Origin of the sequence: Planktothrix tepida PCC 9214 (assembly GCF_900009145.1) — a bacterium.
Taxonomy (GTDB): domain Bacteria; phylum Cyanobacteriota; class Cyanobacteriia; order Cyanobacteriales; family Microcoleaceae; genus Planktothrix; species Planktothrix tepida.
Genome location: NZ_LN889796.1, coordinates 331,457 through 344,557, shown reverse-complemented (window position 1 = coordinate 344,557; position 13,101 = coordinate 331,457). Strand labels below are relative to the sequence as shown.

The 13,101-nt window shown below is 38.7% G+C and carries 9 protein-coding genes, 1 tRNA gene and 1 CRISPR repeat array; of the genes, 5 read left to right on the top strand and 5 right to left on the bottom strand.

Going from position 1 to position 13,101, the window contains the following annotated elements; all coding sequences use genetic code 11:
• Positions 1-197 precede the first annotated feature (197 nt).
• Positions 198-422, top strand: coding sequence for a hypothetical protein (locus tag PL9214_RS12170; protein WP_072719068.1), 225 nt, complete (start codon positions 198-200; stop codon positions 420-422).
• Between the two features lie 220 nt (positions 423-642).
• Here the strand turns inward: PL9214_RS12170 and mrdA are convergent, their stop codons facing one another.
• Positions 643-2,457: a penicillin-binding protein 2 gene (gene mrdA / locus PL9214_RS12165; RefSeq protein WP_072719067.1), complete on the bottom strand. Its 1,815-nt coding sequence runs from the start codon at positions 2,455-2,457 to the stop codon at positions 643-645.
• A gap of 104 nt (positions 2,458-2,561) precedes the next feature.
• Between mrdA and PL9214_RS12160 the strand changes: the two genes are divergently transcribed.
• Both PL9214_RS12160 and PL9214_RS12155 read left to right on the top strand, forming a co-directional pair.
• On the top strand, positions 2,562-4,976 hold the full coding sequence (locus PL9214_RS12160; RefSeq protein ID WP_072719066.1) for a DNA phosphorothioation-associated putative methyltransferase: 2,415 nt from the start codon (positions 2,562-2,564) through the stop codon (positions 4,974-4,976).
• A gap of 70 nt (positions 4,977-5,046) precedes the next feature.
• A complete protein-coding gene (locus tag PL9214_RS12155) occupies positions 5,047-5,844 on the top strand; it encodes a pentapeptide repeat-containing protein (protein WP_072719065.1) in 798 nt (265 codons plus the stop codon).
• 230 nt (positions 5,845-6,074) lie between these two features.
• Here the strand turns inward: PL9214_RS12155 and PL9214_RS12150 are convergent, their stop codons facing one another.
• Together PL9214_RS12150 and PL9214_RS12145 are read right to left on the bottom strand one after the other, a co-directional pair.
• On the bottom strand, positions 6,075-6,317 hold the full coding sequence (locus PL9214_RS12150) for a hypothetical protein (RefSeq protein ID WP_072719064.1): 243 nt from the start codon (positions 6,315-6,317) through the stop codon (positions 6,075-6,077).
• 66 nt (positions 6,318-6,383) lie between these two features.
• Entirely contained in the window at positions 6,384-8,888 is a 2,505-nt protein-coding gene (locus PL9214_RS12145) for a glycosyltransferase family 39 protein (protein ID WP_072719063.1), read from the bottom strand.
• A gap of 103 nt (positions 8,889-8,991) precedes the next feature.
• Between PL9214_RS12145 and PL9214_RS12140 the strand changes: the two genes are divergently transcribed.
• Both PL9214_RS12140 and PL9214_RS12135 read left to right on the top strand, forming a co-directional pair.
• Positions 8,992-9,064 (top strand) — tRNA-Phe (locus PL9214_RS12140).
• 254 nt (positions 9,065-9,318) lie between these two features.
• The gene (locus PL9214_RS12135) at positions 9,319-9,633 is read left to right on the top strand and encodes a hypothetical protein (RefSeq protein WP_072719062.1); all 315 of its coding nucleotides are present in this window, start codon (positions 9,319-9,321) and stop codon (positions 9,631-9,633) included.
• Between the two features lie 48 nt (positions 9,634-9,681).
• A CRISPR array of direct repeats spans positions 9,682-11,326; the repeat unit is 37 nt; unit sequence GTTTCAATCCCTGAAAGGGATTAGTGGTTATTATAAC.
• A 272-nt stretch (positions 11,327-11,598) separates the two neighbouring features.
• On the opposite strand, the gene PL9214_RS31230 is transcribed toward PL9214_RS12135, so the two are convergent.
• Together PL9214_RS31230 and era are read right to left on the bottom strand one after the other, a co-directional pair.
• The gene (locus PL9214_RS31230; protein ID WP_186440347.1) at positions 11,599-11,742 is read right to left on the bottom strand and encodes a hypothetical protein; all 144 of its coding nucleotides are present in this window, start codon (positions 11,740-11,742) and stop codon (positions 11,599-11,601) included.
• 322 nt (positions 11,743-12,064) lie between these two features.
• Positions 12,065-12,997, bottom strand: coding sequence for a GTPase Era (gene era / locus PL9214_RS12130; RefSeq protein ID WP_072719061.1), 933 nt, complete (start codon positions 12,995-12,997; stop codon positions 12,065-12,067).
• Positions 12,998-13,101 lie beyond the last annotated feature (104 nt).

Genomic DNA, 13,101 nt, shown 5'->3' with positions numbered 1-13,101 from the left:
CAGGGGGAACTTTCTGATTTCAGAATCGTCTAAGATGGATTTTGCATCTGATTATCTCAAATATCAAGATTTAATCATAATAATGTTCATAATAATCTTTCTTTAGAAAGATGTATTATCTCCGTGTAAGTACGGAGAATAAAAACGTAATTTCTACAGCAATAACCTCACCATTTCGTAACGAGATGTCAACAAAAATGAATAAAATTAACTTGATCGTTGAGACTTGTTTAGAGACAGGCTATCTAACAGTCGATGCTGAAGAGCGTTTGCGGAACCTTTTGCAAACAACAAAATACAGTATGGAGGATTTCCATGCCTTTTTCAAACTACAAGAAGCGGTTATTGAGGGATTAGTCCGTCAGGAATCACGGGAACTAATTTTTAATAACAGTTCCGTTTCTAATTTATTAATTGTCTAACTGTTAAGCTGAATCTGAATCGGAAGAATAGGAGTCAGAAGGCAAGATTCAACAACAGTGGAGCAATGAAAAGGATGCTTAAGGGTTCAGGATCACAGCCATTATTAATTTCATAATGGTCAGGCGAAGTTGCTATATTTTCCAATTTTCTGGTAGAAATTAAATCATAAGATTGCACCTCTGTTTCCTTCAAACACTATGCAATTCCAGGGTTTTGGATCTAAGGTTTAGATTGAGTTGGAACGTTTCGATTGCTAAAATAGGTTTTAAAAATGTCATGGGCAATTGGAGCCGCAGAAACTGCTCCAAACCCTCCCGCTTCCACCACCACAGCGATCGCAATTTCCGGTTTATTTGCAGGCCCAAACCCAACATACATGGAATTATCCGGCTGTCCAGGGATTTCAACTGTTCCCGTTTTTCCCCCCGTTAAAGGAATTGTGCCATCATTTAATCCTCGTCCCGTTCCTTTTTTCACCACATCAATTAATCCAGCCCGAATCAGATTAAGAGTGGATGCAGAAATTTTTGTTTTAATCGGTTTGGTTTCAGATGTATTTGTTTGAGACATTAATAAATGGGGTTGAACTCGCCAACCATTATTAGCAACAGTAGAAATCATCACCGCCAATTCTAAGGGGGTAACTAAGACTAAACCTTGACCAATTGCCATCGTTACCGTATCCCCTACATACCAAGGTTCTCCATATAACTTTTCCTTTTCTTTAGGGGTAGGAATTTGCCCATGATTCGCTCCATCTAACCCCAATAAATCTAAATTAATCGTTCCCGCCAGTCCCAATTCTTTGCCCCATTTTGCTATATTTTCTGGCCCTGTTTTCATTCCCACTTGATAGAAAAAGGTATTACTACTAAAAGCTAAAGCATCTTTAAATCCAATCACCCCATAACCATTTCCATGTTCATGAAAGGCAATCCCGCCAATATTAATCGCTGAAGCAGTTGCTAATTTAGAAGTGAGTGAAAATTGTCGTGATTCAATCCCCGCCGTTGTCGTCACAATTTTAAAGGTACTACCGGGGGGATATCCCTGTAAGGCTCGATTTAATAAAGGTTGTTCAGCACGTTGGAGTTGTTTCCATTCCTGGGAAGTCACTTGATCAGTAAACAGATTGGGATCAAAAGTCGGCCCACTGGTTAATGCTAAAATTCCTCCGGTTTTAACATCTAAAACCACAACCGCCCCTCGACGATTGGCTAAGGCTTTTTCGGCGGTTTTTTGTAAAGCTAAATCTACCGTTAAACGCATAGATTCTCCTTGTTGAGGAGATTGCAATCCTAACTCTTGAATTTCCTGTCCTTTCGCATCCACTTCAATTAATCGATTTCCCCAAACTCCCTGGATTTTAGAATTGGCTAATTTTTCAATCCCCATTTTTCCAACCATCATTCCCATGGGATAATCAGGATTTGCTTTTAATTCTTCCGATGTTGCTTCCCCAATATAACCTAAAATATGAGCCAATAAATTGCCATTAGGATAACTTCTTCGGGATTCTCCCCGCACTTCCACACCGCGTAAATTTTCCACTTTCTCGGCTAAACCAATAAACATTCGGGGGGATAAATTCGGGCTAACCCGCACCGGAATTCGAGAACGATAACCGGTTTTTTCTAATTTTTCCCGAATCTCAGAAGCGGGAACTTTTAAAATAGATTGCAGTTGTTGGGCGGTAATTTTCCATTCTTGAGGAGATTGTTCTTGGGGCCATAAATAAACCGAGCGAGACAGTTGACTTCCTGCCAATAAAAACCCGTTTCGATCTAAAATTTGACCTCGTTTTGCAGGCACAGGAATCAAACGTAAGCGATTATTTTCGGCTCGAACTCGATGATATTCTCCTTGAATTAATTGTAACCGGGCGAGTTGAATTCCTAAACCGCTAAAAAAACATCCGATTAATAATAAGAAAGCAACGCTTTGGTGCATCCGGCGACGTCGGATCGTTGGGTGTTGTTGTTCAGCAATTGTGACATAATGGGATTGACCCGGAAATAGGGATTCGTTAGCCATAGTTTAAGATTTCTCAGGGTAAGCTTCATCATTCTTAATTCTTCATTCCTGTTTCTTGCTTTAAAATCAGAATAAACCGCTACGTTTTAATCGGGGTCAGACGAATGAGTAGTAGTCATCATCTCGTTTTTCCTCCCCAGAGTTATTCTTGGGAATGTCTTACTGCCTCTGAGGTTTTAACTCAACAAAACTCTCCCAACGGGGATCTCCGGGTCGGGAATGATTTACTGATGTTTCTCGCTTTACAAGCTCTGCAACGACAAGTTCCGCCTCGTCTGAACTGTTTTAAGACTTTTTCTCCAGAAATTCAACAAGAAATTTATAATTATTTTGGCAGTTACCAACAAACTTGTCTGATTGTTGAGCAACTGTTATTAAATCTGCAAAACCCGACTTTTATTAGTCAATCTTGTCAGCAAAGTTCCTTGGGAAAAAAACTTCCCAATGCCTTATATATTCATCGTTCAGCTTTGTGTGACTTAAATATTGTGTTACGAGTTTATGAACAATTAAGCCGTTTTTATTTACCCTTGCTCAAACCCTTTACTCTTATCAAATTTCATACCAATCAACCGGTTATTTCTTATTTGTTTTATCCTGACTTTGATCAAGATCCCCATCCAGCTTTAACCGCCAGTTTTCAAGTTAATGTCAAAACCGGACAAGTGAATCTTATGGATTATTCTAATAGTGATAATCCGCCGATTTTACATCGAAAAGAAACCTTTGTGAGTGCTGATTATCCCCATTATGAAAAATTCACCCAACTGACTCAAACTGAAGAAAAATTAGGATTATTAGAACCTCGGCGAATATCCGTCTCTGCTTTGGATGCAGAATTGATTCAATCAGAACAACGTCTCTATCGAACCATTGGAACTCGCAAAGGATGGCAACAACACTTAAATAAACATGGGGTAGAAATTCAAGATCATCAGGTGATCAAAATTGGAGATCAGGGCGATCATTTAATTCCGATTAATTCCGATGATCCCTTAGCTTTCATCCCTAAAATTGAACGTCATCGTGCTGCCCTTCCTCGTAAAACCTTATCCCGTCCGGTTCGTTTAGCCATAGAAGCAGAACTCTTTCAACAAGAGACTACTTTTTTTGATTATGGCTGTGGATATGGGGGAGATATTCAACGATTAGCAGAACAGGGATATATTAGCACCGGATGGGATCCTTATTATTCTCCCCAGACCCCTCGCGTTGAATCAGATATTGTTAATTTAGGGTATGTGATTAACGTGATTGAATGTCAAACGGAACGACGGGAAGCGTTAATTCAGGCGTGGAATTTAACCCGAAAGGTGTTAATTATCGCAGCACAAGTATTAGTCGATACTCAAGAAAAAGGCATCATGGTTTATGGAGATGGAGTGATTACCAGTCGAAATACCTTTCAGAAATATTATCAACAGGAAGAACTCAAAGTTTATATTGATCAGGTGTTAAATGTTGATGCAATTCCTTTAGATTTAGGAATTTATATTGTTTTTCGGGATGAAACAGAAGCTGAAAAATTTCGCGCCTCTCGCTTTCGTTCGCGGTTAACTTCTCCCAAAGTCCGGTTAAATATTAAACGCTTTGAAGATTATCAAGATTTACTGCAACCCTTGATTCAATTTGTTAGCGATCGCGGTCGTTTACCAGTAGAAACCGAACTTCCAGAAGAAGAGCCGATTAAACAAGAATTCGGCAGCCTGAAACGTGCATTTCAACTAATTTTACAAGCAACAAATCCCGATGAATGGGATGTAATCGCCCATAAACGCCGTCAAGATCTACTGGTTTATATTGCCTTAAGTCGGTTTGGTCGTCGTCCTAAACTGTTTCAGCTTTCAGAACAAATGAAAAATGATATAAAAGGTTTATTCGGTAGTTATAAAAAATCTTGTAATTTAGCTGATCTAATGTTATATACTCTTGGTGATCCTAAAATTATTGCCAACCATTGCCAAAATAGCGCGGTCGGTCAAAAACGAGCCAATTCCCTCTGGATTCATATTTCAGCGCTGGAAAAACTTGATCCTTTACTGCGACTCTATGAGGGATGCGCGAGTCAAACTCTAGGTCGTCCCGAAGGTGCAAACTTAATTAAGTTTCATATCAAAACCCCCAAAATTTCTTATTTATTTTCCCCCGATTTTGATCTTGAACCTCATCCGACTCTGAGCACTTGTATGCAAATTGACTTGCGGGATCTTCAGGTGAGCTATCAAGCCTATGATGGCCCCAATCCCCCCATATTGCATCGCAAAGAAACCTTAGTCACGCCGGAGTATCCCCACTATCAACAGTTGGTTAGACTTAGTGACCAAGAAGAAAAATGGGGACTGTTGGATAACTTTCGTTTGATTCGGACGCGCCTGGGTTGGTTAAAATGTTTAGAAGATCATTGTGCTGAAATCAGGGGTTATCGTGTCTACTGGCGTACCGATGCCGATCCTTACCGGGTTAAATTATTGCGTTCTGCTCGTCGGGCTCGAAAGAAATTACAGTCCTGTGATCCATAAGGGGATATTGGCATCAGTACCGACTTCAGTTTCTAGTCAGACTAACACGAATTAAACAAAATATTAGAGAATGGACATTAAACAATTAGTTGAAAAATATACTCACGGGGAAAGGGATTTTCGAGGTGCTATCTTAATTGGGGTTCAACTCAATGGTGTTGATTTGAGTAGCGTCGATTTAAGTGGTGCAAATCTCATTAATGCCGACTTACAGGGAGCAGATTTGAGTGAAGCCGATTTAACGGGAGTCAACTTAATTAATGCTAATTTAAGTGGTGCGGATTTAAGCGGATCAGATCTCAGCCGTGCTTATCTCAATGGGGCTAAATTAGTCGGTGCTTATCTCAATCGTAGCCATTTAGTTAATACCTATTTAAGTGGAGCTAACTTAATCTATACTAAATTGATTGGCGCGAATTTAACAGGAGCTAATCTCACGAATGTTAAATTAATTAATGCCAATCTCACCCGTGCCACTTTGACGAATTCTAATCTCACAGGAGTTAATTTAATTGGTGCAGATCTTAAGGGTGCTATTCTGACTGGTGCGGATCTCAGAGGTGCGAATTTAAGTGGCACTTTAATTGATGAAACCACCGAACTGAGTGAGAAATGGCGTCTGGTTCAGGAAATTGTCACCGAAGGTGGAATTGAACGGGATTTGAGTTATACCGATTTGAGAGATGCTAACTTAATTGGAGCAAATTTAACAGGGGCAAATTTATCGTTTGCTGATTTAAGTGGCTCTAATTTAAGCGGTATTTATCTCACCGATTCTATTGTGGAAAATGCTAAATTTTTAGGGGTTGTGGGACTGTCTCCTGAAGCAAAACTCAACCTCAAACAACGGGGTGCTATCTTAGATTAGCGATTTCTGTAGGGTGCGTAAGCCTAGCACACGCACCCCCTAATCTAATATTATAACAACGCCAAACTTTATTAGCTGGTAGAATCTGCTAAAATATCTAAAAACTCACCAGCACTTACAATAGGAATTGGGATTTTTTCTCTAATATTCATTAGAGAACCTGGAAAGGCTTACCTCGCCAAAAAAGCTCAGAAATTACAGTATTAGTATCTAAAATAATTCGCATAAACTTAAGCCAAGTTTCGCTTTTCTTGCTTATAAGCTTGAATTTCCTCTTGAATTTCTTCCTCAGAAATTGGATCAATTTCATTCAGTTTAGAGAGACGATCTGCAATTTCAAAAAAACTTAAAGATCCCTCTAAATCAACAGTTTTTTGATGTTCAATAAACTCATTTAATAAAGGCTTTTTAACCTTTTTTAAAATAATAATATCTTCTTCTTCCCACAGGACAAACTCATCTCCTGGGTGCAACTTAGAACGGATTTCCGGTGGAAGTTCTAACTGTCCATCTGCTGTACCTTCCCTCTAACTGTTAATTTACTTCAAAGCTTGTAAATTTTGCCAAGCTGAAATAATATTACCCTGCATCAATTGAGCAACCCCTAATAAAGCTTTAAATTCCGGTTGATTGGGTTTTAACTCTAAGGCAGGTTTTAACGCCTGTTCTGCTAATTTTGGCTGTAAATTATACAGATAAACAAATGCTAAATAAGCATGAGCATTGGGGTTTTTACTGTCTAGTTGAGTGACTTGTTTTAAAGCGGTGATCGCTCCTTTTGCATCCTGTTGTAAAACATTTGCTAACCCTAAATTATACGCTAAATCTAAACGGAATGGTTCTTGTTTTAATCGATATTCTAACGCTATTTCCGCTTGATGGGTATAATCTTGAGTCGGATCATATTGATTAATCCGTCCCACCTCGGCAAAAATCGGATCTAACCCTTTTATTCCTTGAGGTAAATTCACTGATAATATTCTTAACTGCGTCACTAAATCTAATTCTGGTGCTGTTATTGGAGGAGCTTTAGGATTAATATTTAAGGTAATATTAGGAGATTCTATTTTATAAGTTTCACCTGTTTTTCGGTTTAAATAAGTAGCTTCTAATTGATAATTTCCAGGGATAAGATTAACTGGAGGAAGCATCGCCATCTGTTCTGTCACTTGATAACTCTGATTTGATGAATGACCATATAATTCTCCCATACCAATACCATGATCATGAATCCAAGAGGATAAACCTTCTTTTTGAGGAAGGGTCAATTTCCAGGTTAAAATTACTATTCCTTCCTGCAATTGTTGTAATGATCCTTGCCATTGATAAGTCACAGGAACCGCAATCCCTGGGGGTGCTTGTTTAGGAATTAAAATTTGTTTTAGCTGTACTTTAGATAAGGATTGTTTCAGGGGGTCAACTTTGACAAACGGAATGATTCTTTGATATAAATTTAAAAAACTATTATCGGGTAATAGCCATTGTTTTTTTAAGTTAAATTCTGGACTGGTTTCTAAAGTTTGCATGGTCATTTGTTGAGCATCCTGAACCCTATCTACTGAACCTTGTTGTCCAGTTTTAGTAACAAACCAAGACAATGACCGCACATCTTGTAAAACGTTTTTTTTCTGGGTTCCTACTTGTCTGGCGTAAACTTGAGAATCTTGTAACGAACCATAATAGTTTAAATTATGCTGATTAATTTCTGGCGTTGAAGGTAATACCCCTAAATTAGCTTTTAAATAAGGTTGAGATTGAATAATTTCTGCAATCACTTGTTCATTCGGCCAAGGCTTTCCTAAATAAACATGATGTTCATTTCCAGGGTTTAAAGTTCTCATAACTTGTCTAACTGGATAACTGCCGATGGGCCATAAATTAAAAATCATTAATATTATGCCTAAACTAACCGTAAACCAGCGAATTTGTCGTCCCCATCGTTGCGGAAATAAGGTTAAAAAATAAGCTAAAATAATCGCTAAAACCGGAAGCAAGGGTAAAGTATACCGAAAATCCTTATTAATATTTAAGGTAGAAATAAAATATCCCCCAAACCAAAATATAGCTAACCAGTTTAAGGATATCCAGTTTAAGTCTAATTTAGGAAAGTGGGAAAAGGGATGATGTTGTTGATTTGCAGACAAAGAATAATGTTTGATAATATAGAATAATAATCCTATAATCGGGATAATTAATAACGGCCAGGAAAGATGAGCCGGAAGTAATTTAAAATAATAAGTCCAAGCGTCTAAACTGGTTAACGCTGGATCGCCTTCTGCGATCGCAGAATCAATGGTTGCTCTTTTTCCAGAGGTTAACATTAATAACCAATTAGTTCTCGCCCAAGGGAAAATAACGGCGATTGATAATAATAACGCGATCGCTAATTGTAAAAAACGTTGCCATTGACGCTGTTTAAAAATTGTCGCTGTTATCCATAATAAAGGAATAAATAGGAAAAATAAGGCGGTTTGTTTGGTTAAAAGAGCCAGTCCAAAGGTTAACCCAAATCCAATCGAAAATCGCCAAGATTGATTAGATTTAGAAAACCACCACAGCGTTAAGCCATAAAAACTTAACGTCACCATTGCGGTTAACGGATAATCTAATAGAAATTGTAAGCGATGGTGATAAAGTCCGGGGAAAATCGCGCATAAAACTGTTGCCCAAAATCCCACATTTGGGTTAAATAAGCGGGTTCCTAAAGCATAAACCGAAGCGAATAAAATTGCACTAAATAATAAATGAACTGCATTGGTTTGATCCGATCCTAATCCTAATAAATTTTGAAAGGGAATCGTTAATAAATAGGTTAAAGGTGGGATTTTCGGTGACAGCATCCACATCTGAGTCCACCAGTCCCCGGAAAACCATTGGGGATGTTGCCACACTCGCCAATAATCTAGGGCACTATTGAGATAATCGGCTTGATCCCAAGCGGGCACCGAACGATCCATCCTAAACCAGATGCGATCGCTCACCGCCACCAAAAGCCAAATTAAGCTGACCCCAATGAGCTCTACAGGGGGTTTTTTGTGCCTCATGCTGCTATCCCATCTGCTGTCTCATTCACTGTATCAAAAAATTTCTCTTCAGGGGGTTGCCAAACGCGATTAGATTTGCTAGATTAATAAAAGTGAAAAACAAGCCGGGATAGCTCAGTCGGTAGAGCAGAGGACTGAAAATCCTCGTGTCGGCGGTTCAAGTCCGCCTCCTGGCACTCCATAAAACCCCTTAAAGTGTTAACATTTTGAGGGGTTTTTCCTTTCTACTTCCTCAATCTCTTTAATATAGCCAATACAAGTATTGGTATCAAGCAAATTCTAATCCCAGTTTCAGCTTTATTTCTAGCTGACAACTGGCTTTTAAATTGTTTCAAATATTTATAAATTGAACATAATATTTCTAATTCGAGGGGGTGTTAGTAGGATAGAATCAGATCATACAATCCTTGATTAGGATCAAAGTATCAGAATGCTGATTACCGTTATTATCATCAATATTTTAATTTCTTTAGTCTGTTTGTATATCGCTCGAAAAATCTGGCTCTTTACTTTAATGATTAATCGTTTAGATAAACGGTTAATTTTAATGGAGCGTAACACCCGATTTGTTTTAGAAAGAGCACCGAATTTTATTGATTATGGACAACAGGGAAGTGTTCAACTCAGGCAAAATTATAAGCAACTTCAACGACAACTGCAACAACTTAACCAAGCAATGGCGTTAGTTTCCTTTGCGGTTCGATTTTGGCCAAGAGGCAGACCCGGAAGCAGATCAACCTTCTAGGAACAAAATTGCTTACAATAAATAATGCTGAGGACTTATTTATTCTAGGTTTCAATCCCTGAAAGGGATTAGTGGTTATTATAACCCACCTAATTCGATATTTTTAGGACTACAACTTGGTGTTTCAATCCCTGAAAGGGATTAGTGGTTATTATAACATTAAACAAAGAGTTGAATACCTAGCTAATAAAGTTTCAATCCCTGAAAGGGATTAGTGGTTATTATAACCATCTCCGAAATATTAGGTTTGTCACCCCAGAGTTTCAATCCCTGAAAGGGATTAGTGGTTATTATAACATCTTCATCTTCATCATCTTCATCAGGTTGATCTTGTTTCAATCCCTGAAAGGGATTAGTGGTTATTATAACCCCTGATAATTGTTCAGCAAATTTTAAAATCCCTTTAGCAGTTTCAATCCCTGAAAGGGATTAGTGGTTATTATAACCGCAAAGGAGCCTCCTGTGTTATCAACAATTCTACGTTTCAATCCCTGAAAGGGATTAGTGGTTATTATAACTTTGCAAACTTGTACCACTTTGCACGTGTTTAAAAGTTTCAATCCCTGAAAGGGATTAGTGGTTATTATAACGTCCGAAACCCAGAAAACACGCACCCTAACTAAAGTTTCAATCCCTGAAAGGGATTAGTGGTTATTATAACCCTCAAAATAGTCTTTTAAGAGGTACAAGCATCTGGTTTTCAATCCCTGAAAGGGATTAGTGGTTATTATAACAACAAGAGTTTCTCTTCAGATTTAGATAATTTATTTTTCAATCCCTGAAAGGGATTAGTGGTTATTATAACCCTAAATACCCCTTTCATCTCTCTGACAAGCTGACATTTTCAATCCCTGAAAGGGATTAGTGGTTATTATAACCAAAGGGATAGTTGACTGAATTCCAATTGATAAGTCATTTTCAATCCCTGAAAGGGATTAGTGGTTATTATAACCTCCAGGGAAAAAGCTGCTTCTTCTCAAGTGTTTAGTTTTCAATCCCTGAAAGGGATTAGTGGTTATTATAACCCGGGACACTACCTGCTAGAAGGCAAGGATAAAGTGTTTTCAATCCCTGAAAGGGATTAGTGGTTATTATAACCTCAATCTTACAAGGGCAGGGAAGGTTTACGCCTTCAGATAAAGTGTTTTCAATCCCTGAAAGGGATTAGTGGTTATTATAACCGTCTCCTCTATTAATCCCCAAAAGTTGTTAATGTCTTTTCAATCCCTGAAAGGGATTAGTGGTTATTATAACCCCTCGCACACCGGGGAGTCACTAAAGCAGAGATGCTTTTCAATCCCTGAAAGGGATTAGTGGTTATTATAACCTTGCTAATTAAGCCGCGCCGACTCAGAAATCCTAAGTCCCTTTTCAATCCCTGAAAGGGATTAGTGGTTATTATAACCGTTGGGCAGATTCAGAGTGATGATAATCGGGCAATTTTCAATCCCTGAAAGGGATTAGTGGTTATTATAACCGCTCACCTGTTCGAACAGTATGATCACGGGCTGATAATTTCAATCCCTGAAAGGGATTAGTGGTTATTATAACCAAATTTTACCCAGATGCCACATCGGCAGTCAAGATTTCAATCCCTGAAAGGGATTAGTGGTTATTATAACCTTGATAGCTGTCTTCGTCGTAAGAGTCAGCATTATTTCAATCCCTGAAAGGGATTAGTGGTTATTATAACCCGCAGGCTCCTGAAACCGTTAATTTATATAGTTTTCGAGGTGCGATCGCGCCAACTTGATCTGAATATACCATTTCAGCCATCGACTTGACAATAAGGAAAAACCAAAAAACGATGAAAGCCTTATATAGTATTGCTTTCAAAAGTTGCGCCAACCTCAAAAGATAACCAACAGAGTTCAAACCCTCAACAGACAACAGTTTCAGCCCTGAAATTTCCCCATGAGTTTTGAACAGCGATAGGTTGTCGCAACTTAGAGTAGTCAAAATTCATTAGTTTTGCTGCTGAGTCATGACAGATGACTGATCATTATTCTGGCGTTGACGTTGGAGATAAGACACAATTGCAGGTAAGAACAGACAAATCATGCCATTAATCAGAGCCAGTAATAATCCGTAGGTTACGTCTGTATTCATTTTTACTAAGTCTCCAGAAACGATAGTTTTTGTGTTGCTTGTATTTGCTTATTATGAACCCCAAACCTGGAAAACGCCTACCCTGTAATGGTTTGAATTACTTTTAGATTTGATAAGTTCTCTAAATCAATGACACGCTCAAGCCTGAAGACAGCCTCATGTCCCCACTTCTCTCCTTTCCTGATGACCCAGAAAACGCGGAAAATCCCCAGTTTTTCCTCAGTATAAATACGGAGTCAATTTCTGCTGCACTCCTGAGATACATTGAGATTGCTCAAATTTTAAGTATAAATACGAATCAACTTTCTTCAGACCCACCTTATTATTGTTCAACTTGATACCCTAAATCCGCTAACTGACTGCGGGACTGTCGCCATTTCGGTTGAACTTTCACAAACAATTCTAAATAGACTTTTCCGTCAATTAACTTTTGAATTTGTTGACGCGCATCACTTCCAATGGTTTTAAGCATACTTCCCTGATGACCAATTAAAATTCCTTTTTGGGAAGGTCGCTCAACATGAATGGTCGCTAAAATTCGAGTAATTTTAGGATCTTCCTCCACACGGTCAACGGAAATCGCAACAGAATGGGGGACTTCTTCGCGGGTATTGTATAAAATTTGTTCTCGAATCAATTCCCCAATAATGAAACGTTCAGGTTGATCCGTCACTAAATCAGGGGGATAATAATAGGGGCCAGGTTCTAAACGATCAATTAATAACCGTTGTAAATTATCAACACCTTCCCCGGTTAAAGCAGAAAATTTAGCAATCGGCCATTGATAAGGTTGGGCGAGTTGTTGATAGGTTTGATCAAGATATTGATAATCGGAAGGTTGTTGATCTTGTTTATTGAGTCCCAGAATTACCGGAACCTGGACGTGTTCAAGTAATTCTACAATATAGCGATCGCCTCCGCCCGCATCCACCGAACTATCAACGACAAATAATAAAACATCAACAGACTGAATCGCTAATTTAGCATTTTGAACTAAAACCTTACCCAATTGATGATGGGGTTTATGAATTCCAGGGGTATCAACAAAAATAATTTGAGCGTCGGGAGTGGTGAGAATTCCGCGCAAACGGTTGCGTGTCGTTTGAGCAACAGGGGACGTGATGGCGATTTTTTGACCCACCATCTGATTCATTAAGGTTGATTTCCCGACATTCGGACGACCAATAATCCCGATAAATCCCGATTTATATCCCTCTGGCGGTAAGGGAATCGTTACACCTTCAAACCCATCCATGAATATTGTGTTCCCGTTGATGTGGTAATCCTTTGTTCTATTCATTGTACTTGATTCTCCGCCCCCTCTTCCCGAACACCGGGTTCATAGGTGGCCTGCTTGTC